General features: G+C 69.8%; 26 protein-coding genes. 8 read left to right on the top strand and 18 right to left on the bottom strand.

The window, feature by feature from the left end; translation table 11 throughout:
- Positions 1-143 precede the first annotated feature (143 nt).
- Positions 144-647 carry a hypothetical protein gene (locus tag IE302_RS11460; protein WP_191254445.1) on the top strand — a complete coding sequence of 168 codons (504 nt, stop codon included), beginning with the start codon at positions 144-146 and terminating at the stop codon, positions 645-647.
- On the opposite strand, the gene IE302_RS11465 is transcribed toward IE302_RS11460, so the two are convergent.
- The 13 genes from IE302_RS11465 to IE302_RS11525 all read right to left on the bottom strand — a co-directional run bounded on the left by IE302_RS11465 (position 648) and on the right by IE302_RS11525 (position 12,699).
- A complete protein-coding gene (locus tag IE302_RS11465; protein WP_191254446.1) occupies positions 648-1,142 on the bottom strand; it encodes a hypothetical protein in 495 nt (164 codons plus the stop codon).
- On the bottom strand, positions 1,139-1,627 hold the full coding sequence (locus IE302_RS11470; protein ID WP_191254447.1) for a hypothetical protein: 489 nt from the start codon (positions 1,625-1,627) through the stop codon (positions 1,139-1,141). Before IE302_RS11470 ends, IE302_RS11465 begins: the two co-directional genes overlap by 4 nt.
- A complete protein-coding gene (locus IE302_RS11475) occupies positions 1,627-2,862 on the bottom strand; it encodes an MCE family protein (RefSeq protein WP_191254448.1) in 1,236 nt (411 codons plus the stop codon). Before IE302_RS11475 ends, IE302_RS11470 begins: the two co-directional genes overlap by 1 nt.
- Positions 2,859-4,073 (bottom strand): MCE family protein, encoded by a 1,215-nt coding sequence (locus IE302_RS11480; protein ID WP_191254449.1) that lies wholly within the window; start codon positions 4,071-4,073, stop codon positions 2,859-2,861. The genes IE302_RS11475 and IE302_RS11480 overlap by 4 nt, the downstream gene beginning before the upstream one ends.
- Positions 4,070-5,260 (bottom strand): MCE family protein, encoded by a 1,191-nt coding sequence (locus IE302_RS11485; protein ID WP_191254450.1) that lies wholly within the window; start codon positions 5,258-5,260, stop codon positions 4,070-4,072. Before IE302_RS11485 ends, IE302_RS11480 begins: the two co-directional genes overlap by 4 nt.
- Entirely contained in the window at positions 5,257-6,288 is a 1,032-nt protein-coding gene (locus IE302_RS11490) for an MCE family protein (protein ID WP_191254451.1), read from the bottom strand. The genes IE302_RS11485 and IE302_RS11490 overlap by 4 nt, the downstream gene beginning before the upstream one ends.
- Entirely contained in the window at positions 6,285-7,322 is a 1,038-nt protein-coding gene (locus tag IE302_RS11495; RefSeq protein ID WP_191254452.1) for an MCE family protein, read from the bottom strand. The genes IE302_RS11490 and IE302_RS11495 overlap by 4 nt, the downstream gene beginning before the upstream one ends.
- A gap of 370 nt (positions 7,323-7,692) precedes the next feature.
- Positions 7,693-9,027, bottom strand: a complete 1,335-nt coding sequence (locus IE302_RS11500; RefSeq protein ID WP_191254453.1) for an MCE family protein — start codon at positions 9,025-9,027, stop codon at positions 7,693-7,695.
- Positions 9,024-9,872 (bottom strand): MlaE family ABC transporter permease, encoded by an 849-nt coding sequence (locus IE302_RS11505; protein WP_005164605.1) that lies wholly within the window; start codon positions 9,870-9,872, stop codon positions 9,024-9,026. Before IE302_RS11505 ends, IE302_RS11500 begins: the two co-directional genes overlap by 4 nt.
- 1 nt (position 9,873) lies before the next feature.
- Entirely contained in the window at positions 9,874-10,659 is a 786-nt protein-coding gene (locus IE302_RS11510; protein ID WP_005164606.1) for an MlaE family ABC transporter permease, read from the bottom strand.
- Positions 10,660-10,750: 91 nt separating this feature from the next.
- Entirely contained in the window at positions 10,751-11,512 is a 762-nt protein-coding gene (locus IE302_RS11515) for a glucose 1-dehydrogenase (RefSeq protein ID WP_191254454.1), read from the bottom strand.
- A gap of 25 nt (positions 11,513-11,537) precedes the next feature.
- Positions 11,538-12,422, bottom strand: coding sequence for a 3-oxoacyl-ACP reductase (locus IE302_RS11520; RefSeq protein ID WP_191254455.1), 885 nt, complete (start codon positions 12,420-12,422; stop codon positions 11,538-11,540).
- Between the two features lie 85 nt (positions 12,423-12,507).
- Positions 12,508-12,699 (bottom strand): ferredoxin, encoded by a 192-nt coding sequence (locus IE302_RS11525; RefSeq protein ID WP_191254456.1) that lies wholly within the window; start codon positions 12,697-12,699, stop codon positions 12,508-12,510.
- Positions 12,700-12,802: 103 nt separating this feature from the next.
- Between IE302_RS11525 and IE302_RS11530 the strand changes: the two genes are divergently transcribed.
- Genes IE302_RS11530 through IE302_RS11540 form a run of 3 tightly spaced genes read left to right on the top strand, consistent with a single transcriptional unit; the run spans position 12,803 to position 16,575 of the window.
- Entirely contained in the window at positions 12,803-13,984 is a 1,182-nt protein-coding gene (locus IE302_RS11530; protein WP_191254457.1) for an acyl-CoA dehydrogenase family protein, read from the top strand.
- Positions 13,985-13,993: 9 nt separating this feature from the next.
- Entirely contained in the window at positions 13,994-15,067 is a 1,074-nt protein-coding gene (locus IE302_RS11535; RefSeq protein ID WP_191254458.1) for an acyl-CoA dehydrogenase family protein, read from the top strand.
- The gene (locus IE302_RS11540) at positions 15,064-16,575 is read left to right on the top strand and encodes a long-chain-fatty-acid--CoA ligase (RefSeq protein WP_191254459.1); all 1,512 of its coding nucleotides are present in this window, start codon (positions 15,064-15,066) and stop codon (positions 16,573-16,575) included. The genes IE302_RS11535 and IE302_RS11540 overlap by 4 nt, the downstream gene beginning before the upstream one ends.
- A gap of 60 nt (positions 16,576-16,635) precedes the next feature.
- Here the strand turns inward: IE302_RS11540 and IE302_RS11545 are convergent, their stop codons facing one another.
- The gene (locus IE302_RS11545; protein WP_191254460.1) at positions 16,636-17,241 is read right to left on the bottom strand and encodes a TetR/AcrR family transcriptional regulator; all 606 of its coding nucleotides are present in this window, start codon (positions 17,239-17,241) and stop codon (positions 16,636-16,638) included.
- Positions 17,242-17,304: 63 nt separating this feature from the next.
- Between IE302_RS11545 and IE302_RS11550 the strand changes: the two genes are divergently transcribed.
- Positions 17,305-17,730 (top strand): SgcJ/EcaC family oxidoreductase, encoded by a 426-nt coding sequence (locus tag IE302_RS11550; RefSeq protein ID WP_191254461.1) that lies wholly within the window; start codon positions 17,305-17,307, stop codon positions 17,728-17,730.
- Positions 17,731-17,738: 8 nt separating this feature from the next.
- Here the strand turns inward: IE302_RS11550 and IE302_RS11555 are convergent, their stop codons facing one another.
- From IE302_RS11555 to IE302_RS11565, 3 genes are read right to left on the bottom strand one after another with little or no spacing between them, the layout of a single operon-like run.
- Positions 17,739-20,444: a bifunctional acetate--CoA ligase family protein/GNAT family N-acetyltransferase gene (locus tag IE302_RS11555; RefSeq protein WP_191254462.1), complete on the bottom strand. Its 2,706-nt coding sequence runs from the start codon at positions 20,442-20,444 to the stop codon at positions 17,739-17,741.
- 1 nt (position 20,445) lies between these two features.
- Positions 20,446-21,618, bottom strand: coding sequence for an acetoin utilization protein AcuC (locus tag IE302_RS11560; protein WP_191254463.1), 1,173 nt, complete (start codon positions 21,616-21,618; stop codon positions 20,446-20,448).
- A 56-nt stretch (positions 21,619-21,674) separates the two neighbouring features.
- Positions 21,675-22,523 (bottom strand): sulfurtransferase, encoded by an 849-nt coding sequence (locus tag IE302_RS11565; RefSeq protein ID WP_191254464.1) that lies wholly within the window; start codon positions 22,521-22,523, stop codon positions 21,675-21,677.
- 109 nt (positions 22,524-22,632) lie between these two features.
- Between IE302_RS11565 and IE302_RS11570 the strand changes: the two genes are divergently transcribed.
- The 3 genes from IE302_RS11570 (at position 22,633) to galE (ending at position 25,607) form a co-directional block, all read left to right on the top strand.
- Positions 22,633-23,352 carry an iron-dependent transcriptional repressor DtxR gene (locus IE302_RS11570; protein ID WP_077241287.1) on the top strand — a complete coding sequence of 240 codons (720 nt, stop codon included), beginning with the start codon at positions 22,633-22,635 and terminating at the stop codon, positions 23,350-23,352.
- On the top strand, positions 23,349-24,530 hold the full coding sequence (galK, locus tag IE302_RS11575) for a galactokinase (protein ID WP_191254465.1): 1,182 nt from the start codon (positions 23,349-23,351) through the stop codon (positions 24,528-24,530). Before IE302_RS11570 ends, galK begins: the two co-directional genes overlap by 4 nt.
- Before the next feature lie 123 nt (positions 24,531-24,653).
- Positions 24,654-25,607: a UDP-glucose 4-epimerase GalE gene (gene galE / locus IE302_RS11580; RefSeq protein ID WP_373307966.1), complete on the top strand. Its 954-nt coding sequence runs from the start codon at positions 24,654-24,656 to the stop codon at positions 25,605-25,607.
- On the opposite strand, the gene IE302_RS11585 is transcribed toward galE, so the two are convergent.
- Positions 25,582-26,646 (bottom strand): DUF4192 domain-containing protein, encoded by a 1,065-nt coding sequence (locus IE302_RS11585; RefSeq protein WP_191254467.1) that lies wholly within the window; start codon positions 26,644-26,646, stop codon positions 25,582-25,584. The two genes, galE and IE302_RS11585, sit on opposite strands and share 26 nt — an antisense overlap.
- Between the last annotated feature and the right edge of the window lie 101 nt (positions 26,647-26,747).

The following is a 26,747-nucleotide window of genomic DNA, read 5'->3' on the forward strand; positions in this document are numbered from 1 at the left end:
GACGAGGGTGGCCCTGGCACCTCGCGCACAAGGTCGGGTAACGGTTCCGGCGCGTTTTCCACTATTCGTAACGAGGCCTAATCCCCTAGTGACGCCACCGCGCTTTCCCGCATTCTCGGTATCACAAGGAAAAGGGGAGAGAAATGGAAACGAAGAAGTGGGCGGCGGTGACACTCATGGTCGCGGGCGCGGTGGCCGCGTGCGCGGTACCCAATCAGGGAACGGCCGTACCGGCCGTCGCGGTGGCCGCTCCGCCGAACACGATCGTGATCCAGCCACCGGCGGCCGCGGCGCCACCGCAGACGGTTTATGTCGCACCGCCCGCGACGCAGACCGTCTATCCCGCACCGGCGGTTCCGGTGGCGCAAACGGTGATCGCCTTCTACGACGCGATCAACCGGCGTGATTTCCTGACCGCGTGGAATCTCGGGGGTCAGCGACTGGCGAAAGGGGGCACTTACGCGTCCTGGAGCAACGGATACGCGACGACTTCGTGGACGGCGCTCACCGTGCGGAGTACGAGCGGGAACACCGTGTACGTCGATCTCTCGGCACGGCAGACCGATGGTTCGATGCGCGTTTTTTCCGGTTCCTACACCGTTTCCGGCGGCACGATCACCGCGGCGAACATGAAACGCGTCTCCTGATCAGAGCGCGGTCAGCTGCGAGATCTTCCACCGGCCGTCGACGCGCTGCGCGGTGACCGAGAGCTGGGACACCGTCGACTGCGGGACGCCTCCCCCGGCCGCGATCGTCTGCTGGTCGAGGAACAACAGCACTTCGGCCTGGTCGCCGCGCAAGGACCGGACACCGAGCGAGCGGACCGTCGTCGTCCGCACCAGTTTCTGCTCCTCGGCCCGCTTCCGCGCCGAGGCGAACTGGTCCCGGTACTGCCCGGTCGCCTCGCCGATCAGCACGTCGGCCGCGGCGCGCTCGGTCCGCGCGAGATTGCTGTAGTCGTAGGAGAAGACGGCCTTCACCCCGGCGCCGACCTGGTCGGCGACCTCGGCCGTGGCGGCCTGGTCCACCAGGGCCGCGTTGCCGTCCGAACCCAGCGAGGCCGCCTGGAGGCCGAACCACACCGCGCAGCCGGTGGCCAGCGCGATGATCGCGATCAGGAGCCGCGGGGTACGCCCGGTCACGAGCCCGCCGCCTGGACCGCGCTGACCTTCCAGCCGTCCTCGACGCGCTGGTAGTCGACGGTCAGCCTGCTCACCTTGGGCGCGGCCGAACCGCCGCCGGTGCTGACCCGCACGTCCAGCACGGCCATCAGCCTCGCCGTGCCTGCCTTCGCGTCGAGTTCGGTGACCGCGGCCTGCTTGAGCTTGGCCGTGGCGACGGTCTTGCTCGTGTTCGCGCGGTCGATCTGGATCTGCCGGTCCCCGGTGAGGTCCTTGCCGAGCCGTCCCGTGGTGACGCCGAGCCAGCGGTCGACGTCCTTGGCCCCGCTGCGGTAGTCGATCGTGTTGAGCACTTCGAGCTGGCCGGACGCCGCGGTGAGGACCGCCTCCCGTTCGCGGCCCCTGGCCAGGCCGTCGTCCCGGGCGGAGCTCCACCACGACCAGCCGAACCAGGCGGCCGCGAGGACCGCCAGCGCGGCGACGACGGTCAGGGCACGGGTGAGCACTACTTGCCGCCCAGCAACGCGCCCAGTCCGCCCGGCGCGGATCCGGTGAGCAGGTTCAGCACCCCCGGCAGCTGGGCGGATTCCGCCGCCTGAGGGGTCTGCTTCGGCTTCTCCGGGACCGCGGGCGGCTTCCCGGCGTACGGGGCGTTCTGCGAGCCTCGCACGCCTGTGGGGCTTCCCGGCGGCTCGGCGCAGTACGCCTGGGTGTTCACCGGTGCCTCGGTGGTGTCGTTGGCGGGACGTTGTTTCGTGCCCTCGTAGCCCTTCGTGCACGAGACCGGGTCGAAGAAGTTGAACACGACGCCGAGGTGACCGGTGCCGTCCGGCGACGTCGACCGCGAGAACGCCGAGATGATCGGGTACGCGACGAGGAGTTCCTCGATCGCGTCGGTGCGGGCGGAGGTGATCTGCGCGGTGGTGAGCGTGTTCGCGAACAGCACGCCGAGGTCCGTTCCCGAGACCGCGAGCACGTCGCTGATCTGGCGGCTCAGCTTGGGCGCCTCGTCGATCACGCGCCGCAGATCCGGGTCGGACGACTTCAGCTGCGCCGCGATCGTCTTGAGCCCGCTGGAGAACTGCGTGATGCTGTCCGCCTGCCGCCGCTGGGTGTCCAGCACCGTCCGCGAGTTCGCCAGCAGGCCCTGGGTGTCGGGCAGGTACTGGGTCGCGGTCGCGGTGAGCGAACCGGTGCTGTCCAGCAGCTGCCGCAGGTCGGGGCCGGCGTTGGCGAACGCCTCGTAGGTCTCGTCGACGACGGTCTTCAGCGATTCCGGCTTCACGCTCGACACCAGTTTGTCCAAATTGGACAGCACGGTGTCCGGCGCGAGCGGGATCGACGTCTTGTCCCGCTTGATGACCGAACCCTCGGCCAGGTACGGCCCGTTTTCGTGCATGGGCAGCAGATCGACGTACTGCTCCCCCACCGCCGACCGGTTCGCGACCGCGGCCTTCGTGTCCGCCGGGATCTTCGGCGCGCCCGAATCGATGTCGAGACCGAGGTCGATGCCGTGCTCGGTGAGCGTCATCGACGCCACCTTGCCGACCGCGACGCCGCGGTAGGAGACCTCGGCGTTGACGAAGATCCCGCCGGAGTCCACGAGCTGCGCGGTGACGAGGTAGCCGCGGGTGCCGAAGAGCCGGTCCAGCCCGGCGTACTTGCCGCCCGCGTAGACGACCGAAACGACCGCGATGACGATGAACACCGCGAACTGGATCTTGGTCTTGCGCGTGATCACCGGCCACCTCCCAGGATCGGCCCGAGGATCCCGCCGAGCACGCCGCCCAGGACGTCCCCTTGGGGCGACTGGGGTGCCTGCGGCGCCTGCGGGAGATCGCCGCTGGGCAGCGGCAGCACCGGCGGCGCGGCGCCGCCAGAGAACGGGATCGCGCCGGGCGCGCCGGTGCCCTGATTCCCCGGCAGCTGGATGATCGGCTGCGACGAGTTGTTCATGTTCTCCAGGAAGGTGTCCAGGTTCAGGTCGATCTTGGCTTCCACGTTCGCGTAGTCGCCCTTGATCACGTTGCCCGCGTAGTCCGGGAACGGGTACGTGAGCAGGATCCGCAGCGCGGTCGGCAGATCCTGGCCCGCCTCGGTCAGCTTCTTGAGCGTCGGCTGCAACGCGCGGAGGTTCGCCACCAGCGAGTCCTTGCTGGCGTTGATCGTCTCGGTCGCGACCCCGGACAGGGTGTTCAGCGACTGGAGCATGCCGACGAGCTGATCGCGTTGCTCGGTCACGATCTTGAGCCCCGGCGAGAGGTTGTCGAGCGCGTTCGTGATGTTCTGCGTCTGGCCGACCAGGGTCTTGGACAGCCTGTCGATGCCGTCGATGGCGCGCAGGATCTCGCCCTTGTGCCCGTCGAGTTCGGTGGCCAGCTTGTCCACTTGCGACAGCAGCCCGCGGACCTCCGCCTCGTTGCCGGTGAGCGCTTCGTTCAGTTCGTGGCTGATCTTCTGGATCTGCTCGACCCCGCCGCCGTTGAGCAGCAGGGAAAGCGCGCCGAGGACCTCTTCGACCTCGGGGTTGCGGTTGGTGCGGTCCAGCGGGATCTTCGCACCCTCGGCGAGCGTTCCTTGCGGCTTTTCGGGGGCGTGCAGGTCGACGAACTTCTCCCCCAGCAGGCTCGACTGCCGCAGTTCGGCCCGCGCGTTCGCGGGCAGCGCGATGTCGCCGTTGACGACCATGCTCACCCACGCCGAGCGGGTGTCCGGCGCGAGGTCGATCTTCTCGACCCGGCCCACCGGGACGTCGTTGACCTTCACACTCGCCTGCGGCACGAGGTCGAGGACGTCGGAGAACTGCGCGGAGAGCCGGTACGGATGGTCGCCGAGATCCGCGCCGCCCGGCAAGGGAGTGTTGTACAGCCCGGAGAAACCGCCGTCGCCGCAGCCGGCGAGCACCAGGACGCCCGCCATCACCCCCGCGATCTTCTGCCGTTGCCGCCTCATTTCGGGAGCCCCTTGGCCATGACGTCGATCAGCGGGAGCGGCAGCGGCGGCAGCTCACCGCTCTGCAGCGACGCCAGCACCTGCGGGATCGACGGGAGTTTCAGCGTGCCGTCGAGGACGGGCGCGAGCTGCTTGCAGATGCTGCCCAGCGCGTCCGGGATCGGTTTCGGCGTGCTCGCGCTGATCAGGCGGCACACGGTCAGGATCGGCGGATGTGTGAGCTCGTTCAGGTTGTCCCGCACCGCGATCGTGCCGGACGCCGCGTCGTAGGAGTTGATGAAGTTGGTCGCCCCGGTCGGCGCGATGTCGATCACCTCGGCGAGCGAGGCCCGCTGATCCACCAGCACCTTCGTCAGCCCGGCCAGTTTGTCCACATTGGACGAGAGTAGCTCCTTGTTCTCCGCCACGAACTTCTCGACGTCGCCCATCGCCGTCCCCAGTGAGCTCAGCGCGGCACCCACGTCGGCGGAGTCCGCGGCGAGGAATCCGCTCACGTCCGCGGCCCGGCGGTAGAACTCGTTGAGCTGCTTGTCGCTTTCGGCCAGCGCGCCGGTGAAGGAGTTCAGGTTCTGCACCGTGGTGAACAGGTCGCCTTTGGAGCTGTCCAGGGTCTTGGCCAGCTCGGACAACCGGGTCACCGTGGTGTTGAGGTTCTTCCCGTTGCCGTCGAGGTTCGCCGCCGCCGTGTCGAGCACGTCGGACAGTGCGCCGTTCTTGTTGGCACCGTTGGGGCCCAGGCTCGTCGAGAGCTTGTCGAGGCTCGTGTACAGGTCGTCGAGTTCGGCCGGTGTCGCCGTCTTCTCCTTGGCGATCACCGTGTCCGTGGCCATTTCGGGACCGCTGTCGTAGGCCGGGGTCAGCTGGACGTACCGGTCGCTCACCAGGCTCGGCGCGACGACGACGGCGCCCGCGTCGGCCGGGATCGGGGTGCCGTCGTCGATCCGCATGTCGACCCGGACCGCCTCGCCCTGTGGTGTGACCCCGGTGATCTCGCCGACCTTCACCCCGAGCACCCGGACCGACGAACCCGCGTAGAGCCCGACGGTCTTGCCGAAGTAGGCGCTGATCCGCGTCCCGCCGGGTTCCTTGAACACCAGCCACAGACCGGCGGTCACGATCAGCACGAGGACACAGGCGAACGCGACCCAGGTGTAGAGCGTGCGCCCGGTGCGGGTGTGGATGGTCATCGTCCGCCCACCCCCTGGTTCGGTGCCGCGATCGGCGGGGTGCAGCCCTCCGGGTTGACCTGGAACGCGCCCGCGATGATCGTCGGCGGCAGCAGACCGCACAGGTAGCCCTCGAACCAGCGCCCGTTCCCGGTCGCGTTGGCGCCGACGCGGGCGAACGGCGCCATCAGCGCGAGGCTGCGGCTGAGGTTGTCCTGGTTGCGCTGCAGGATGTCGGTGACCTTCCCGAGCTTCTCCAGCGTCGGCTTCATCTGCTGCCGGTTGTCGGCGACGAGCCCGGACAGCTGCGCGGAGACCTGGTGCGTGCCCTTGAGCAACGTGCTGATCGCGTCCTTCCGGTTCTGCAGTTCGGTGAGCAGGAGATTGCCGTCGTCGAGGATCCGTTTCAGCTGGGCGTTGCGGTCGGACAGCGTCTTGGACACCTTGCTCGTGTTGGCCAGCAACGTCTTCAGGTCGCCGTCGCGGGAGGACACCGTCTTGGACAAGGAGGACAGCCCGCCCAGCGCGTCCTTCAGGTACTGGGGACTGTCCTTGAGCGCGTCGGAGAGGACGGTGAAACTCGACGCGAGCTGCGCGGTGTCGATCTCGCCGACCGTGCCCGACAGCTGCTGGAACGCGTCCTGCAGTTCGAACGGCGTCCGCGTGCGGTCGAGCCCGATGGTGGTGTTCGGGTCCTGGTTCGCCTTGCCCTTCGGCGTCAGCGCGAGGAACTTCTCGCCGAGCAGCGTCTTGATCTCGATCGACGCGGCGGTGGCGTCGCCGACCCGGACGTCCTTGACCCGGAACTTCACCAGCACCTTCTTGCCCGCCAGCTCCACCGAGCTGACCTGGCCGACCTTGACCCCGGCGACCTGGACCTCGTTGTCCGGCGCCAGCCCGGCCGATTCGCCGAAGTACGCGGAGTACGTCGTCCCGCTGCCGAACAACGGGATCCGGTCGGAGAAGTACGTCGTCATCGTGATCAGCACGATCAGGATGAGCGCCACTCCGCCGACCACGGCCTGGTTGCGTTCCTTGAGCGGCTTCACGGCCCGCACCTCTCCGGTCGCTGAGTGCCGGGCAGCGGCGTGATCGGCAGTTCGATGTTGAGCGATTTGATGCCGATGCTGCCGGAGATCCCGCACAGGTAGTAGTTGAACCAGCTGCCGTAGCTCAGCGTCCTGGTGAACTTCTGCAGGTTGCCCGGCAGCACCTGCAGCAGATGGTCGAGCAGCTGTTCCGAATCGCCGAGGTTCTGCGACAGCGCGCCGAGCTGCGCGACGTCGTCCTTGAGGGCGGGGCGCGCGTCGGCGAGCAGGCCCGTCGTGGTGACGGTGAGGTCGCCCAGCGCTTTGACCGCGTCCCCGATCGGCTGCCGCTGCTCGGCCAGCCCGGTGACCAGCCGCTGTGTCTGGTCGATCAGCTCGCCCAGCTGCGGCGAGCGTTTCTCGACCGTGCCGAGCACGGTGTTGAGGTTCGCGATGACGTCGCCGATGATCTTGTCCTTGCCCGCGATGGCCGACGTGACCGACGCGGTGTGCGCGAGCAGGCTGGTGATCGTGCCGCCCTCGCCCTGGAAGACCTGGATGATCTCGTAGGAGAGCTTGTTGACGTCCTCGGGGTTCAGCGCGCGGAAGAGCGGTTTGAACCCGTTGAAGAGGACGGTCAGGTTCAGGGCCGGTTTGGTGCGTTCGGGCGGGATGATCCCGCCGCGCGGCAACGACTTCTCGTCGCCGATGTCCGTGCCGAGCGAGAGGTACCGCTGCCCGACGAGGTTGCGGTACTTGATGGTCGCGGTCACCGACGCCGGCAGCCGGTGGCTGGTCTGGACGTCGAAGTGGACCTGGGCGAAGTTCTTCTCGCCCTCCTCGACCTCGATCTTCCCGACCTGCCCGACCTTCACGCCGACGATGCGGACGTCGTCGCCCTCCTTGAGCCCGGACGCGTCGGTGAACTTGGCCGTGTAGCCCGAGGTCTCGCCGAAGTTCGTGTTCGCGATGGTGGCGCCGAGGATCGCGGTGAGCAGCACGGTGACGACGGCGAAGACGAGGATCTTGATCAGATCCGGGACGAAGGACCTCATCGGACAGCCCTCCCGGCGTGGGGGCCGAAGGACGCTTTCCCCGCATCAGACGGGGTGAAAGCTCCCTTCGCCACGTCGCATGCGGCGAAAGGCCCCTTCAGCCCGGCCCCATGGCCAGCGGGTTGTGAAAGCCACTTTCGCAACGTTGAAGGTTGCGAAAGTGGCTTTCGCAACGTCGCCCGAGCGGACAGATGGTGCCCTCGTGAGTGGCAAGGCCGGTTAGAACCGTCCTCACCACTCACGAGCCCCGAGGTCCTCTCCGCGCCCACCACGAACGTGTCGCGAAAGCCACTTTCGGGACACCTGATGTCTCGAAAGTGGCTTTCGCGACATGGCCGATGCCTCGTGCCCGGCAGATCCGGCAAGTGACTCATCGGAGTTCCACCTCCGCCCCGCGGTACAGCGGCCCCACCAGCAGGCTGCCCCAGTTCGGCACCTGGTCCGGCGTCGTGCCCAGCGCCGGCGACACGAGCAGGTCGATCAGCCGCTGCTCGTCCGGCGTGTTCACCACCGAACCACCGGCGCTCCCGCCCGCGGGCACGGCGCCGTTCGAAGGCAGCGTGCCGTCGGGATCACGCGGCGGCGCGGGTTTCGAGGACCCGTCGTCGATGGCGCCGTCCGGCGGGTACTGCGGCCAGCGTCCCGGCGGCGGCACCTCCGGGTAGCAGCGCGGGCCGCGTTTGTCGTTGTACTTCGGCTCGTCGACGCCGGGCAGGTACTTGCCGCGGCTCGGCGTGAACTCGATGGTCACCCGGCTGACCTCGGGATGCGCGGTGCCCTTGCCGAACGCGAGTTCCGCGCGCGGCACCGATCCGGCGAGCTGCTTGAGCAGGCACGGGTACTCCGGCGCGTACTTCGCGAGGACGTCCAGCGTGGGCTGGAGGTTGGTGGTGAGGCGGATCAGGTTGTCCTGGTTCACTTTCAGGAAGCTCGTCAGGTCGATCGAAGCGGCGGTCACGGTCGAGTAGACGTCGGCGAGCCCGCGCTGGCTCTCGACCAGCGTCTTGCTCGTCGTGGTCAGATCCGACAGCGCGGCCAGCAGATCCGGCGCGGCCTTGTCGTAGATCTTGGCGGCGTCGGCCAGTCCGGAGATGTCGGCCTTGAGGTCGGGCAGCGACGGGTTCACTTTCCCGAGATACTCCGAAAGTCCCGCCATCGTCGCGCCGAGCCGTTTGCCCTGACCGTCCAAAGCGGACGCGACGGCGTTCAGCGTGCTGGCCATCTTCTCCGGCTGGACGGCCTGCAGCAACGGCATCACGTTGCCGAGCACGGTTTCCAGTTCGATCGCGCTGCTGCTGCGGTCCTGCGGGATGACGTCGCCCTCACCGATGTGCCGCTCGGGCTTCTCGGGGATCTGCAGTGCCACGTACCGCTCGCCGAACAGCGTCTTCGGCAGCAGCCGCGCGGACACGTTCGACGGGATGACCTTGGTCTTGTCCGGTTGCAGCGCCAGGTCCATCGTCGCGCGGTCGCCGTGGGCCTGGATCGACCGCACCTCGCCGACGACCATCCCGCGCACCTTGACGTCCGCGCCCTCGCGCATCTGGTTGCCGATGCGGTCGGTCTCCAGTTTCACCAGGGTCACCGTGGTGAAGGCCTTCTGGTAGAAGGCGATGGTGGTGACGAAGAACAGCACGACCACCACGAGGAAGACCAGCCCCAGCACCTGGTGCCGGAGCCGCCGCAGCAGAATTCCCCTGTTCACCCGGAAATCCTCACCGTCGTCGTGGCGCCCCAGATCGCGAGGCTCAGGAAGAAGTCGAGTACCGAGATCAGCACGATCGACGTCCGCACCGCGCGGCCGACCGCGATCCCCACCCCGGCGGGCCCACCGCTGGCGGTGTAGCCGTAGTAGCAATGGGAAAGGATGACGAGCACGCTGAAGATGATTACCTTGAGGAACGACCAGAGCACGTCCTCGGGCGGCAGGAACAGCGTGAAGTAGTGGTCGTAGGTGCCCGCGGACTGGCCGTAGAGCCAGATGGTGATCTGCCGCGAGGCCAGATAGGACGAGAGCAGGCCGACGGCGTAGAGCGGGATGACCGCGGTGACGCCCGCGATCACCCGGGTCGTCACGAGGTAGGGCAGGCTGGGCACGCCCATCACTTCGAGCGCGTCGATCTCCTCGGAGATCTTCATCGCGCCGAGTTGCGCGGTGAACCCGCAGCCGACGGTGGCCGAAAGCGCGAGCCCCGCCGAAAGCGGCGCGACCTCACGGGTGTTGAAGTAGGCCGAGATGAACCCGGTCAGCGCGGCGGTGCCGAGCTGGTTCAGCGCCGAGTAGCCCTGCATGCCGACGATGAGCCCGGTGAACAGCGTCATCCCGATCATCACGCCGAGCGTCCCGCCGATCACCGCGAGCGCGCCGGTGCCGAAGCTGACTTCGGTCAGCAGCCGGAAGATCTCGCGGCCGTAGCGCCGGATCGTGCGCGGGGCCCAGGCCAGCGCCCGGAAGTAGAACGACAGCTGGCCGCCGAAGCCTTCCAGCATCGCGCCGGGACGCGCGATGATCTCGAGCGTGCGGTCCGAAACCGCGGGTTCACCTGCCATGTCACATCGCCTTCGGCGGCACGATCCGCAGGTAGATCGCGGTCAGCACGACGTTGATCAGGAACAGCAGCAGGAACGTGATGACCACGGCCTGGTTCACCGCGTCGCCGACGCCCTTCGGCCCGCCCGCCGGGTTCAGCCCGCGGAAGGCCGCGACCACCCCGGCGACGAAGCCGTAGAGAAGCGCCTTGATCTCGCTGATCCACAGGTCCGGCACTTGCGCGAGCGCGTTGAAACTGGCGAGGTACGCGCCCGGCGTGCCGCCCTGCATGACGACGTTGAAGAAGTAACCGCCGAGCACCCCGACGACGCTGACCAAACCGTTCAGCAGCACCGAAACCACGATCGCCGCCAGCACACGGGGCACGATCAGGCGCTGGATCGGGTTGACCCCGAGGACTTCCATCGCGTCGATCTCTTCGCGGATCTTGCGGGCGCCGATGTCGGCGCAGACCGCGCTGCCGCCCGCGCCCGCCACCAGCAACGCGGTGATCAGCGGGCTCGCCTGCTGCACGATCGCGAGCGCGCTCGCCGCGCCGGTGAAGGACTGCGCGCCGATCTGCTGGGTCAGCGAACCCAGCTGCAGCGCGATGACCGCGCCGAACGGGATCGCCACCAGCGCCGTCGGCAGGATGGTGACGCTCGCGAAGAACCAGCACTGCTGGATCCATTCGCGGAACTGGAACGGTCGTTTGAAGATCGCGCGCAGGACTTCCCACGACAGGGTCGCGAGCCTGCCGACCTGTGTGAGCGCACCCGTACCGGGGAAGGACACCGTCGCTCCCACAGAACCTCCCAGTCGCCTGCCCCGAGTCTTACTCCACCCGCTGACGCACCGTTGCGTTAGCGGTGTTCACTTTGCTCTCGGCATCTCCGCTCTAGATCTTGAGGGCGTGCGTCGCGGTCGCGCCGCCGTCGGCGACGAACTCCGAGCCCGTGCTGTACGAACTGTCGTCACTGGCCAGGAATAGGACGAGTTTCGCGATATCCTCCGGTTTACCGACGCGGCCCAGGGCGACCTTCTTGCCCACCCACGACATGTCGATCTTCTGCCCACCGGCCGCCGCGGCGACCATCGGTGTGTCGATCGCGCCGGGATGGACCGAATTGACCCGGATGTTCTTCGCGCCGAGTTCGAGCGCGGCGACCTTGGTCATCCCGCGGATCGCGAACTTGCTCGCGGTGTAGGCGACGAGGTACGGCATCCCGGCGAGTCCTTCCACAGAGGACACGTTGACGATGGAGCCGCCTCCGGCCCCGGTCATCGGTTCAACGACCGAGCGCATGCCGAGAAACGCCCCGATCTGATTGACCCGCATGACGCGTTCGTAGTCGGCGAGCGTGGTCTTCCCGAGTTCCGAGAAGTGGAGGATGCCGGCGTTGTTGACCAGCACCGTCGGCGGGCCGAACTCGGTCCGTGTCCGCTGGATCGCGGCGTCCCATTCGGCCTCGTCGCCGACGTCGAGGTGCTGGTAGACGGCGGATTCGCCGAGTTCGGCGGCGAGTTTCTTCCCGTCGAGGTCGTTGATGTCGGCGATCACCACGCGCGCGCCCTCGGCGACGAACAGCCGCGCGGCCGCCTCGCCCTGCCCGCGGGCGCCACCGGTGATCAGGGCTACCTTGCCGTCGAGCCTGCCCATCGTCATCTCCACCTGTTCCTGTCGTTCACGGCAGCGACATGATCTCGGACGCGGCGAACATGCGTTCCGGGTCGCGGTCGGCGAAATAGCCGCCCACTCCTGCGACGAGTTCGTCGGCGGTCCAGGTGCCGTTGACGGTGTCGAACCGCTGCTCCACCGACGGCGGCCGCATGAGCGCGACCATCCCGCCGTAGACGAGGAAGACCTGACCGTTGACGCGGTCGGACTCGGGCGAGCAGAGGAACGACACGAACGGCGCGACGTGGTCGACCGACAGCGGGTCGATCCCTTCCGGCGCGTCGGCACCGAAGACGGCTTCGGTCATCGCGGTGCGGGCTCGCGGGCAGATCGCGTTGGCGCGGACGCCGTAGCGGGAGAGGCCGCGCGCGGTGGAGACGGTGAGCGCCGCGATCCCCGCCTTGGCCGCGCCGTAGTTCGGCTGGCCGGGAGCACCGAGCAGGAACGACTCCGACGCGGTGTTGACCACCCGGCCGTACACCGGCGCGCCGTCCGCTTTGGACTTGTCGCGCCAGTACGCCCCGGCGTTGCGGGAAAGCAGGAAATGCCCGCGGAGGTGGACGCGGAGGACGGTGTCCCATTCCTCGTCGGACATCGAGAACAGCATCCGGTCGCGCAGCACGCCCGCGTTGTTGACCAGGACATGGAGTCCGCCGAAGTGGTCGACGGCGGCGGTGAGCAGCGCGTCCGCGGTCGAGGACTCCGAAACGTCGCCGGTGACCGCGACGGCCTTGCCGCCTTCGGCCTCGATCTCGTCGGCGACCACCTGCGCCGCGGTCGACACGTCGTTGACCACCACCGACGCTCCCGCCGCGGCCAGCGCCAGCGCCTCGGCCCGGCCGAGTCCCGCACCGGCCCCGGTCACGATGGCCGTCTTGCCATCCAAGCTCACTTCGGGCCTCCCGCTTCCAACCACACGACCTCTCCGCACACACTAGAATCTGTTCTTGCTGCATGCAAGGTCCAAATAAACGGTGCTAACCACGTATGAGCAGGGCGTTTTTCGGGCAGCTCGCCACAGCTTGAGTAACACGTTCTACTTGATTCTGCGGAACTTCGGCCGAAGTGAGGACCAGCTCCTCGTCATCGTCGAGATCGAAGACCTCGGGTGCGAAGCCGACACAGATCGCGTTCGCCTCGCAGAGCGAGCGATCGACGTCGATCTCCATATTCCCTCCTCGCCGCCACACCTGGTACAACTAGAACAGGTTCTACCCTACCGCCGCGAGCGGCCATGGCACCAGTAACGAGCACCGACGGCAGAGGTGATGGATGCGGATCGACTACACGCCGGAGCAGCGGGCACTGGCCGGGGAACTCCGGGAGTACTTCGCCGGGCTGATGACCCCCGAACGCCGCGACGCCCTGGCCGGCGACGGCGGGGAATACGGCGACGGCCTGGTGTACAAGGAAATCGTCCGGGACCTGGGCAGTTCGGGCTGGCTCGCGCTCGGCTGGCCCCGCGAGTACGGCGGGCAGGACCGGCCGATGCTCGACCAGCTCATCTTCACCGACGAGGCGGCCGCGGCGGGGGTGCCCGTCCCGTTCCTCACGGTGAACACCGTCGGGCCGACGATCATGCGTTACGGCACCGAAGAACAGAAGGCGTTCTACCTGCCGAAGATCGCCGCCGGCGAGCTGCATTTCGCGATCGGCTACTCCGAGCCGGGCGCGGGGACCGATCTGGCGTCCCTGCGCACCCGCGCGGTCCGTGACGGCGACGACTACGTCATCAACGGCCAGAAGATGTGGACGAGCCTGATCGAGTACGCCGACTACATCTGGCTGGCCGCCCGGACCGACCCCGAGGCCCGCAAGCACAAGGGCCTGAGCATGCTGATCGTGCCCACGTCGGCGCCGGGCTTCTCCTGGACGAAGGTGCGCACGGTCGCCGGGCCGGGCACGAGCGCGACCTACTACGACGACGTGCGCGTACCGGTCACCTCCCGGGTCGCCGGGGAGAACGAGGGCTGGCCGCTCATCACCAACCAGCTCAACCACGAACGGGTCGCGCTGACCTCGGCTGCGCCGATCCAGACGGCGTTGCGCGACGTGCGGATCTGGGCGCAGACGACCAAGCTCCCCGACGGCACCCGCGTCGTCGACCAGCCGTGGGTCCGGCTGCACCTGGCCCGGATCCACACGCACGCCGAATACCTGAAGCTGCGGAACTGGCGGATCGCCTGGGCGGCCGCGAGCAGCGACCTCGGGCCGGCGGAGGCGTCGGCGACCAAGGTGTTCGGCACGGAGTTCGCGACCGAGGCTTACCGGCTGATGATGGAGATTCTCGGCGCGGGCGCGGTGGTCCGCGAGGGCTCCCCCGGCGCCCAGTTGCGCGGCCGGATCGAACGACTGCACCGCTCGTCCCTGATCCTGACCTTCGGCGGCGGCACCAACGAGATCCAGCGGGACATGATCGCCGCGACCGCCCTCGGCCTGCCCGTCACGCGCTAGGAGATATCGATGGACTTCACGCTCACCGAAGCGCAGCAGGATCTCGCGTCGCTCACTCGCCGGATCCTCACGGACAAGGTCACGCCCGGCGTGCTGGGACCGCACGGTTCCGGAGGCTTCGACGCTCCACTGTGGACAGCGCTCGCCCAGGCGGGCGTGATCGACGCCGCGCTGCCGCAGTCGGTCGGCGGCGGCGGGTTCGGGCTGCTGGAGCAGTGTTCGGTGCTGGCCGAGATCGGCCGCGCGGTCGCACCGGTGCCGTACCTGACGTCGGTGGTGCTGGCCGCGGCCGCGGTGGCCGAATTCGGGGACGGGCGGCTGGCCGAACGCTGGGTCGTCCCGGTCCTGCGCGGTGACCACGTCCTCGCCGTCGCACTGCCGGACTACGGCGTGCCGTGCGGGTTCACCGCCGAGACCGACGGCGACGGCTGGCGGCTGACCGGCGCGCAGACGGCGGTGGCGTCGGGCGCGTTCGCGCACGGCTTCCTCGTCGAGGCCGCCATCGACGGCGGCCGTCAGGTGTTCCTGCTCGACCGGGACGCGGTGACCGTCTCGCCGCAGCGGACCGTCGACCACGCCGACGCGGCGCTCGTCGAACTGACCGGGGCGAAGGCCGAGGTCTCCTTGGGCGACATCGGCGAATGGCTGCGGCTGCGCGGCACGATCGGCACCTGCGCGCAGCAGCTCGGCGTCGTCGAGCGGGCGCTGGAACTGACCGCGGCGTACGCGCGGGAACGCAAGCAGTTCGACCACCTCATCGGGAGTTTCCAGGCGGTACGGCAGCGGCTCGCCGACGCCTACGTCGACGTCGAAGCCGTCCGGCTGACGTTGTGGCAGGCAGTCTGGAGGCTGAGCGAAGGCCTTCCGGCGGCCGAGGAGGTCGCGACGGCGAAGTTCTGGGCGTCCGAAGCCGGTCACCGCGTCGCGCACACCGCCGTGCACATCCACGGCGGGGTCGGCATCGACGTCGACCACACGCTGCACCGCTACTTCGTCGCGGCGAAGCGGCTCGAATTCACCTTGGGCGGCGCGACCGCGCAGCTGCGGGGACTCGGCGATCTCCTGGCCGCGGACCCGGCATGACCGCCACGGTCACGGAGCTCCTGCTCGCCAGGGCGGAGGACCATTCGACCGGGCTGCTGTTCGAAGACCGGCGCTGGTCGTGGGCCGACCACGTCCGGGCCTGCACCGGGTACGCGGCCGCGCTCACCGGCGTGCTGCGTCCTGGCGGGCATTTCGGGCTGCTGGCCGACAACGTCCCCGAGTTCTCGTTCCTGCTCGGTGGTGCCGCGCTCTCGGGACACGTCCTGGTCGGCCTGAACCCGACGCGCCGGGGCACGGCGCTGGCACGTGACGTCGCGCTGGCCGACTGCGAGCTCGTGTTCGCCGAGGAGAAGTACCTTCCCCTGCTTTCCGAGTCCGGTGTTCCGGTGCGGCCGTTGAGCGAGCTCGAACCGTCGCGGGAGACGGTCGTTCCCGTGGCCGCGAAGCCAGAAGACCTGCTCATGCTGATCTTCACCTCCGGCACCAGTGGCGATCCGAAGGCCGTGCGGTGCACGCACGACAAGGTCGCCCATCCCGGCGAGATGCTGGCCGGCCGGTTCGGTCTGTCCACACAGGACACCGTGTACGTGTCGATGCCGATGTTCCACTCCAACGCCATCATGGCCGGCTGGTCGGTCGGGCTCGCCTCGGGCGCGGGGATCGCGCTGCGACGGCGGTTCTCCGCCTCCGGGTTCCTGTCGGACGTCCGGAAGTTCGGGGCGACCTACGCCAACTACGTCGGCAAGCCGCTGTCGTATGTGCTCACCACTCCCGAGCGGGACGACGACGCCGACAATCCGCTGAAACTGGTCTACGGCAACGAAGGCGCGGAAGCCGACCTCGCCGTGTTCGGCAGGCGGTTCGACTGCCACGTGGTCGACGCGTTCGGCTCGACCGAGGGCGGCGTCAACTTCGGCCGGGACGCCACCACCCCGTCCGGTTCGCTCGGCCGGCTGCTCGACGGTGTCGCCGTACTCGATCCGGAGACCGGGAAACCCTGTCCCCCGGCGGAATTCGACGAAGGCGGGAAACTGCTCAACGCCGCCGAAGCGGTCGGTGAACTGGTCAACACCGGCGGAGCGGGCTTCTTCGCCGGGTACTACGGCGATCCGGCCGCCGAGGCCGAGCGGATGCGTGACGGGATGTACCACACCGGCGATCTGGCCTACCTCGACGCGGACGGCTACTGCTATTTCGCGGGGCGGCTGGGTGATTGGCTCCGTGTCGACGGCGAGAACCTCGGCACGGCCCCGATCGAACGCGCGCTCCTGCGGCATCCCGCCGTCCAAGAGGCCGCTGTGTATGGCGTGCCGGATCCGCGAGTGGGCGATCAGGTGATGGCCGCGCTGGTCTGCCGGTCACCCATCGACGCGGACGAGTTCGCCGCTTTCGTGGCCGCTCAAAGCGATCTCGGACCGAAGCAGCGGCCCCGGTTCGTGCGGGTGGTCGACGCGCTGCCGCGGACGGCGACGCACAAGGTGCTCAAACGGGAACTGGCCGCGGACGGGCCCGGCCAGGCCTGGGAACTCCGCTACCCCCGCGTTTAGTCCTCTGGATGCGGTAGTTCGCGTTGACAACTACCGCATCCAGAGGACGAAATGCGGGCGTCACCGAAGCAGCGCGGCGACGAGTGTGTCCTTGAGCCACGCCTCGTAGTCGTCGTGACTCCACCCGGCCTCGGCGACGAGGCTGGTGTGGACGTCGGCGCTCATCAGGGCGACGGCGATGTCGGCGGCCCGCGGCACCACGGCGCGGCCGCCGCCGCGGACCCGGTCGACCACCATCTCGACCCCGAGCCGGTTGCGGCGGGCGCCCTCCGCTTGCGTCGCGGCGATGTCCGGATCGACGGCGGCACCGGAACTCAGCATCGTGACGATGTCGCCACAGCGTTCCCGGACCTGGCGCGCGACCGTGGCCAGCAGGCCGAGCAACGCGACCTGGTCTTCTGTGCGCGACGCCTCGGCGACGAGGTCGGGAATCCCGGCCTCGTCGTCGAGGAGGTCGACGAGCCCGCTCAGGACACCGGCCTTCGAACCGAAGTGGGCGTAGATGGTCTGCGGGGACACCCCCGCTTCCTGGGCGATGACACGGATCGGGGTCCGCGCGTACCCGCGTTCGGCGAACAGCCCCCGGGCCGCGGTCAGGATCGTGCGCAGCGTCAGCGCTTCGCGGCGATCGCGCAACCGGACGATGCCGGGAAGGTCCGCTGACATGTATGCTCCTCGAAAGTTGGAACGTTGTTCTAAGTAATGGATCGATGTTACAGGAGGATGGCGATGACCACCGAGGAGATCATCACCGCGCTGGAACGCGCCTGGAACACGGGCGACGGCGAGGCGTGGGCCGCGAACTTCGCCGAAGACGCGGACTTCGTCGACGTCGTCGGCCGCATCCAGCGCGGCCGGGCGACCATCGCCCGCGAGAGCCAGAACATCTTCGACACCATCTACCGCGGCAGCACGCTGAAGATCCGCCACGTGTCGAGCCGTCCGCTCGGCGGCGGGATCGACCTCGTGCACACCGCGACCGTGCTGACCATCCCGGCCGGTCCCCTCGCCGGGGAAGCACAGGCGGTGCAGACGATGCTCGTCCGAGACGGGCGGGTCGCCGCCTTCCACAACACGATCCGGGGCGATATCGCGGCGTTCACCGGTCACGACGCGGATCTCGCCGCCCGCTCGCCCCAGGAGTGGGATTCCTGACCGGCGGCTCAAAGAGGGGCGTTGATCGGCCGCAGCCGCCGCGGTCCGGTGTCGGGGCGGGACGGCGGCGGGCCCAGCACGATCCGGGCGTTGGCGACGAAAGCGCCGTCCGGCGAGGCCAGGATCGGGTCGAGCGTCATCGAGCGGACCTCGGGGTTGTCCTCGGCGAGCGCCGCGACGCGCAGCACGATGTCCTGGAGCGCGGCCAGATCCGCCGGTTCGTCGCCGCGGTATCCGGTGAGCAGCGGCGACGTCCGCGGTTCGCGCAGCAGGGTGGCGGCGTCGACGTCGGTGAGCGGGACCGCGCGGTAGGCCCGGTCCCCCAGCAGCGTGCTGACCAGCCCGGAGAGCCCGAACGACACGAGCGAGCCGAACGACGGGTCGTCCTGCAGCCCGATCACGCACGACAGGCCCTTCGGCGCCATCCGCTGGACGTAGACCTCGTCGTCACCCGAGATCTCCCGCAGATCCAGGTAGGCCCGGCGCACTCCGTCCGAAGAGGACAGATCCAGCCGTACCCCGGCGAGGTCCGGCCTGCCGCGCAGCCGCTCGTCGACGGCCTTGAGGGTGACCGGGAAACCGAGGTCCTCGGCGGCTTTCACCGCCTCTTCCGCCGAGGTCACGACCTGGAACGGGACGACGTCGATGCCGTAGCAGCCCAGGAGCCGGACCACGTCGTCGTCCGACAGCAGGGTCGTCTTGCCGTCCTCCCCGGACAGGAGCTCGCCGACGATGACCTGCGCCTGTTCGGCGTGCAGGCCGGCGGGCCGCACCAGGTTGCCCTGCGGCCGCTGCCGCCAGGCGGCGTAGCGCACGACCCGCGCGAGCGCGTTCACCGCGCGTTCGGGGCTGGGGTACGACGGGACCGAACCCCGCGTCGGCACGCCGTCCTCGGACAGCACGGCCAGTTCGTCCGGCACGCCTTCGACGGCGAGGAACGTCGACACGATCGGCTTGTTCTTGTCCATCTCGACGACGGCTTCCCGCAGCGCGCGGGCGTAGGCGGTGCCCGGGATCGCGAGCGGAGGCACGAAGACCACGACGAGCGCGTCGGTCTCCGGGGAGTTGAGGGCTTCGCGCACGGCGGCGGCGAATTCCTCCGGGCTCGCCTGCGGACCGACGTCGACCGGGTCGGCGGTCAGCCGGAGACCGTGGGCCCGCGCGGTGTCGGCGGCGAGCAGCCCGATGGCGCTGGAGTTGCCGACGATCGCGATCCGCGGCCCGGCGGGCAGCGGCTGGTGCGCGAAGACCAGCGCGGTGTCGAAGAGTTGCGCGAGGGTGTCGACGCGGACGACGCCCGCCTGTTCGAACAGGGCCTGGACGCTGGACTCGTCGACCTCCGCCGAGGTCGCGGCTAGCTGGGGACGGACCGCATGCCTGCCGGATTTCACCGCCACCACCGGTTTCGTCCGCGCCAGCCGCCGGGCGAGCCGCGCGAACTTGCGCGGATTGCCGAACGATTCCAGGTACAGCAGGACGAGGTCGGTCGCCGGATCGGTCTCCCAGTACTGGAGCAGGTCGTTGCCGGAGACGTCGGCCCGGTTGCCCGCCGAGACGAACGTCGAAAGGCCGAGGCCGCGCGCTTCGGCGTCGGCGAGGATCGCGGTGCCCAGCGCGCCGGACTGGCAGAAGAAGCCGGTGCGCCCGCGTGCGGGCAGGCGGGGCGCGAGGGTGGCGTTGAGCCGGACCGACGCGTCGGTGTTGAGCACGCCCAGCGCGTTCGGCCCGACGACACGCATGCCGTGCGCCCTGGCCTCGCCGACCAGCCTCAGCTCGGCGTGCAGCCCGTGCGGCCCCGCCTCGGCGAACCCGCCCGAAACGATCAGGAGGGTCTTGACCCCCTTGGCCAGCGCACCGTCCAAAACGGACTCGACGGCCTCGGCGGGCACGGCCACGAGGGCGAGGTCGACGGCGTCGGGAATGTCCACGACGGACGGATACGCGCGGACGCCGCGCACGGACTTGTGCTCGGGGTTGACCGGGTAGACGGTGCCGGCGAAATCGGCGCTCAGCAGGTTCGTGAGGGCGACGTAGCCGATCTTCGTCGGATCGGTGGACGCGCCGATCACCGCGACCGACTTCGGGTGCAGCAGGTTGTGCACGCTGCGCGCCTCGGCGGCCTGCTCCCGGGACCGGGCGACCGCGAGGGACTCCTCGGTCGGGTCGATGTCGAACTCCAGGTGCAGCACGCCTTCTTCGATCTCGCGGCTGACCTGGTAGCCCGCGTCGCGGAACACGCGGACCATCGCCGCGTTCTCGGCCAGCACTTCGGCGACGAAGCGGCGCAGCCCGGATTCCGAAGCGGCGGCGGCCAGGTGCTCCAGCAGGATCGAACCGAGCCCGCGCCCCTGGTGGGCGTCGTCGACGACGAACGCGACCTCGGCCGACGGCCCGTGTTCGAGCCGTTCGTACCGGCCGACCGCGACGATGTCGTCGCCCAGCAGCGCGACGAAGGCGACCCTGTCGTGGTGGTCGACGACGGAGAAGCGTTCGAGGTCCCGCTGCGGGATCCGCGGATAGGCGCCGAAGTACCGGAAGTACCGGGTGCGTTCGGACAGCCGCCCGTGGAAGGCGACGAGGCCGTCGGCGTCGCTGGGGATCACCGGGCGCAGGTGCACCGTGCCGCCGTCGGAGAGCAGGACGTCGGCCTCCCACTCGCGCGGGTAGTCGAAGGGGTCACGCTTGGTGTCTCGCGTGCTGTCCTCACTGGCCATGTCAGTCCCTCGGATCGTCCGGATCGAGGCCGTGCAGCGGGAAGATCGCGCGGCGGGTGTCGCGGATGGCGATGTCGACCGGTTCGTCGGCCCCGTCTCCCCACGGGACGAAGGCGGTGTCGCGGCCGTCGGACATGCCGGGCGGGATCTCGGCCTTCGGCGCCGCCCTGGAGATCGACGCGACCCAGTTCGGCGGCAGGGCCGTCGCCGGGTCGACGTCGCGGTCGAGCACGGTGGCGAGCAGATGGGTCCACGACCGCGGCACCACCCGGATCAGCTGGTAGCCACCGCCGCCCACGGCGATCCAGCGGCCGCCGGCGTGCACTTCGGACAGTTCCCGCAGCCGCCGGTAGATGGCGCGATGACCGTCCACCGAGAGCGAGAGATCCGCCAGCGGGTCTTCCTCGTGCGAGTCGACGCCGCACTGGGTGACGAGGACCTGCGGCCGGAACTGCTCCAGCAGCGACGGCACCACCGCCTCGAACGCCCGCAGCCAGCCGCCGTCGCGAGTGCCGGGCGGCAGCGGGAGGTTGACCGCGGTGCCCTCGGCCCCGCCCTTGCCGGTCTCCGCCGAGTAGCCCGTGCCCGGCCACAGCGTGAACGGGTGCTGGTGCAGGGAAACGGTCAGCACCCGGGGGTCGTCGTAGAACGCCGTCTGCACGCCGTCGCCGTGGTGGACGTCGGTGTCGACGTAGGCGACGCGGTCGAAACCGTGGTCCAGCAGCCACGAGATCGCCACCGAACAGTCGTTGTAGACGCAGAAGCCCGACGCCTTGCCCGGCATCGCGTGGTGCAGCCCGCCGGCGATGTTCACCGCCCTGGTCGCCTCGCCGTCGGCGATCTTCCGCGCGGCCAGCAGCGTCGAACCGACGACCAACGCGGAAGCCTCGTGCATGCCGGTGAACACCGGGTTGTCCTCGGTGCCGAGCCCGTGCGCGAAATCGGCACCGGTCATCGGCGCCTGCCGCACGGCCTCGATGTACTCGTCCAGGTGGACGCGGCGCAGCTCGTCCTCGCCGGCTGCGTCAGGGACGAGCAGCTCGACCCCGTCGAGCACGCCGAGTTCGGTCGCGAGCCGGATGGTCAGTTCGAGCCGCACCGGATTGAACGGATGCTCGCCGCCGAGGTCGTAACCCAGCAGCGAGGAGTCCCATACGACGGCCGGTGCTCGCATGGTCCGAACTCTAGTGCCCTGCCGCGGCTCGTGCCCCCGTTCCGGCCGCCCGCGGGTCAGCCGGGCAGGTCTCCCGTGGCCACCGGGCGCTCCGGATCACGGGACCAGTGCGACCACGAACCCGCGTACAGCGCCGCGGGCACCGGGTGACCGGAGACCTCGAGCGCGAGCACGACGGACGAGGCGGTGACGCCCGATCCACAGTAGACACCGACCGGCGTCTCCGGCGTCACGCCGAATCCTTCGAACCGCTCGGCCAGTTCCGAGGCGTCGCGCCAGCGGCCGTCCTCCGAGAGATGCCCGGAGAAGGGCGCGTTGACCGCGCCGGGGATGTGCCCGGCGCGCGGGTCGATCGGCTCGGTCTCCCCCGCGTACCTCGGCTTCGCCCGCGCGTCGAAGAGCAGCCCGTCCCTGGCGAGCGTGGCGGCCTCGGCCGCCTCCAGCACCGGCATTCCGCCGGGCTCGACGACGATGTCCCCCTCCGCGGGCGACGGGACCTCGGTGGTGAGCGGACGCTCCTCCTCGGCCCAGGCGGCGAACCCGCCGTCCAGCACGGCGACCTCGGCGTGCCCGGCCCAGCGCAGCAGCCACCACGCGCGGGCCGCGACCGACCCGTCGGAGTCGTCGTAGACCACGACCGGGTGCCCGGCGCGAACCCCGGCCGCCCTCAGGTGCCGCTGCAAGGTCTCCGGTGCGGGCAGCGGATGACGGCCGCCGTCACCCGGCTCCCCGGCGAGCGCCGTGTCGAGGTCGACGTACACCGCGCCCGGGAGATGTGCCTCACGATAGGAATCGGCGCCGGGCGGGCCCGCGAGCCGCCAGCGGACGTCGAGGACTACGGAGCGTGCCGATTCCGGGCCGGAGAGCTGCGCGGCGAGTTCGCTGGTGGTGATCATGGGGCGCATGCGGCCATCTTCCCGCGCCGGACGGCTCCGCGCCCAGCTTGGGGGGACTTTTCCCGGCAGGGCGCTTGTTGTCCCCACACCTGCGTCGCTGTCGGTGCCAGCGACTACGATGAGCAACGCGGACGAAGGGGACAGCGTGAACGATCTCATCGACACCACAGAGATGTACTTGCGTACCATCTACGAGCTCGAAGAAGAAGGTGTCGTCCCGCTGCGGGCCCGGATCGCGGAGCGGCTGCAGCAGAGCGGCCCGACCGTGAGCCAGACCGTCGCCAGGATGGAACGTGACGGCTTGGTCGTCGTCGCGGACGACAGGCACCTGCAGCTGACCGAGCACGGGCGCGAGCTCGCCATCGCGGTCATGCGCAAACACCGCCTGGCCGAGCGCCTCCTGGTCGATGTCATCGGCCTGGAGTGGGAGCACGTCCACAACGAGGCCTGCCGCTGGGAACACGTGATGAGCGAGGCCGTCGAGCGCAAGCTGGTCAAGCTGCTCGACCACCCCACCACGTCGCCCTACGGCAACCCGATCCCGGGACTGGACAAGCTCGGCGACGGCGATCCCGCCCCGCCGGCCGAGGCCGACCTCGTGCGGCTCGACGAATTCGCCCGGATGGGTGGCGGCGAGGTCGAGATCCGCCGCATCGCCGAGCATGTGCAGCTGGACGAGACGCTGATGACCGAGCTCAAGTCGGTCGGCATCGTGCCCGGCAGCCGGGTCAAGGTCGGCAAGGCGGCACCCGGCGGGACCATCGAGGTCACCGGGGGAAGCAACACCGCCCAGGTGGCCACCTCGGCCCTGCACGCCGTCCTGGCGCAGGCCAGGTGAGCGCCGCGTCCGACGCCGCGGCGACCTTCCGGACGCTTCACGGCCGGGCTCCGGCCGGGGTCTGGTCGGCGCCGGGCCGGGTGAACCTGATCGGCGAGCACACCGACTACAACGACGGTTTCGTGCTGCCGTTCGCCCTCCCGCACCGGCTCGCCGCCGCGGCGGCCCCGCGCGAGGACGGCGTGCTCACCGTGGCCACCCTCGGCTCGGACGGCCGGGTCCAGGAATCGGGCCCGCTCACCATCGGCGACCTGGAGCCCGGCTCGGTCGAGGGGTGGGCCGCGTACCCGGCGGGGGTCGCCTGGGTGCTGCGCGACCAAGGCTTCGGTGCCGGCGCGGACGTGGCGATCGCGGGGGACGTGCCCTCGGGGGCGGGACTGTCCTCCTCCCACGCACTCGAATGCGCCGTCGCGCTCGCCCTCCTCGGGCTGGCCGGCGTCACGCCGGGGACCGGCGCGGATTCGCCGGGCCTGCACGAGGTGGCCCGCTGGGTGCAGCGTTCGGAGAACGACTTCGTCGGGGCGCCGACCGGTCTGCTCGACCAGACCGCGTCCCTGTGCTGCACGGAATCGAACGTGCTGTTCCTCGACGTCCGCTCCGGCGAGCTGGAGCAGGTGCCGTTCCCGCTGGAGGAATCCGGCGTCCGGATCCTGATCATGGACACCCGCACGAAGCACTCGCACGCCGAGGGCGGCTACGGCGAACGCCGCCGGGGCTGTGAACGCGCCGCGGAACTGCTCGGCGTGAAGGCTTTGCGGGACATCGACGTCGACGGTCTCGACACCGCGCTCGCGAAGCTGCCGGACGAGCTGGTGCCGCTGGTGCGCCACGTGGTCACGGAGAATCAGCGGGTCCTCGACACCGTGGACCTGCTGCGCGCGGGCCGGATCACCGAGATCGGCCCGCTGCTGGACGCCTCGCACGTCAGCATGCGCGACGACTACCGGATCTCCACCCGCGAACTCGACCTCGCCGTCGATTCCGCCCGCGAGGCCGGGGCGCTCGGCGCGCGGATGACCGGCGGCGGCTTCGGCGGTTCGGCGATCGCGCTGGTCCGGGAGTCCGATGTGGACACCGTGGGGCGAGCGGTGAAGGCGGCGTACGAGGCGGCGGATCTGCGCCACCCCAGGCTGTTCACCGCCGTGCCGTCGCGCGGCGCGGGCCGCGACGAGCTTTAGGACCCGTCGCGGCGAGACCCCCGGGCGGGCCGTGTGCCCGGGGGCGAGGACACTGGGCCGCGACCGCATCCGCAGCAGAAAGGCGCGAACGTGACCGACGAACCGACCAAGGCCCTGAAACTGATGGTGACGGGCGGAGCCGGTTATGTGGGCAGCGTCTGCGCGGCCCGCCTCATCGAGGCTGGGCACGACGTCACCGTGGTCGACGACCTCTCCACCGGGCACGCCGACGCGGTGCACCCGGACGCCACGTTCGTCGAGGGCGACGCGGCCGAGGTCGCCCAGCGCCTTCTCGGCGACGGTTTCGACGGTGTCCTCCACTTCGCCGCCAAGTCGCTGGTCGGCGAGTCGATGACGGATCCGGCGAAGTACTGGGAGGGCAACGTCCTGACCTCGCTTCGCCTGCTCGAAGCGATGCGCGACCACGGCACGAAGCGGCTGGTGTTCTCCTCCACCGCGGCCACCTACGGCGAGCCGGAGTCCTCCCCCATCCCGGAGACCGCGCCGACGCGGCCGACGAACACCTACGGCGCGACGAAACTGGCCATCGACCACGCGATCACCTCGTTTTCGCGTGCCCACGGCATCGCCGCCGTCAGCCTGCGCTACTTCAACGTCGCCGGCGCCTACGGCTCCTTCGGCGAGCGGCACACCACCGAAACCCACCTGATCCCCCTCGTGCTCCAAGTCGCCACCGGGGACCGCGAGCGGATCCAGATCTTCGGTGACGACTACCCGACCGCGGACGGCACCGCCATCCGCGACTACATCCATGTGGTCGACCTCGCCGACGCGCATCTGCTGGCCCTGCGGCACGCCGTCGACGGCGAGCACCGCATCTACAACCTCGGCAGCGGCACAGGTTTCTCCGTGCTCGAAGTGATCGAGGCGTGCCGCCGCACCACCGGTCACGAGATCCCCGCCGCGGTCGCGCCGCGCCGGGCGGGCGACCCGTCGGTGCTGGTGGCCTCCAGCGAACGGGCGGGCGACGAACTCGGCTGGAAGCCCGAGCGCACCGACCTCGACGGCATCGTGGCCGACGCGTGGACGTTCACTCAGTCCCGCCAGACGGTCTGAGCCTGAGCGCGGGCGGCTCCTCCGCCCGCTGCCGCAGGACGATCCTGGCCACTTCGGACGGCGCCAGCATCCCGTCCAGGGCGGCCGCCAGCAGCCTGGCCATCCGGTGTTCCGGATCGACTTCGCGGGCCCTGACCAGCGCCATGTTGGCGATGGTCAGGTCACCGCGGGCGTAGGCGGCGTGCGCCTTCAGGCACAGCGCCTCGGCGGATTCCGGTTCGGGGAGCTCACGGGCGAGACGGAGCCAGAGAGCCTCCGCGGCTCGCGCCAGAGGTGCGCCCGCGGGGGCCGCGGTGAGCAGGCAGGCGTCCCGGACCTCGACGAGGGAAAGCGCCCACGCCAGCCGGACGGCCTGCTCGTCGGTGGTCACCTCGTCGCCCCGCTCGGTGCGGGCCAGCGCGGCGTTCACCTCGGCGAGCCCCGCTTCGACGAGGTCGTCGTCTCCCCAGGGCGGGCCGCCCATCCTGGTCAGCATGTCGGCCCGGCGCGCGAGCGTTTCCGGCGGACCGGCTTCGAAAAGGCGCTCCAGGTCCTCTCTGCTCTCGTAGGTGATGTGCCCCTCGCTGGTGGTGACCGCGGCGGCCACCGACTTGCGAGGGTCGGGCAGGAGACCGCCGCAGTCCCGGTCGCGGTAGCACCGCCACCGCGCGCCCTCGGTGATCGACGGCGCCCACAGCGAGTGCAGCAGAGGGATGCCGTCTTCGGCGAGCGAGGATTCCAGGCGCCGGAGGAAGCGGCGGCGTGGTGGCCGCCCGGCCGGATTCGGGGAACCGCCGCCGACGACGGCCACCGTGGCGCCGGTGTGCCCGGTGACGGAGAGCCTGGCCGCGAGGTCGAGCGCCTGGTCTTTCTCCAGGGCGGGCGGTGGGAGGTCCACGCGCATCGTGAGGCCCTGGCTTGTGCGGTCCGGCCCCTTCTGCCCGAAGACGACGACGGAGTTCTCCGGGTGGAACCCGAGGATGTACGGGATCGCGGCGAGCAGGTCCGCCGGATCCTTCAGATCGACCTTGGTCCTGCCGGTCGGGGTGGTTGTGGTCATGCCCCCACCCTGCGGCGGGAACAGGGCCGCTGGGTGGGGGCGGGACACATCTGTGGACAGCCGGGACCGTTGTGGACAGCGCCACCGGGACCGGCCGCGAG

Source organism: Amycolatopsis oliviviridis (assembly GCF_014654365.1).
GTDB lineage: Bacteria > Actinomycetota > Actinomycetes > Mycobacteriales > Pseudonocardiaceae > Amycolatopsis > Amycolatopsis oliviviridis.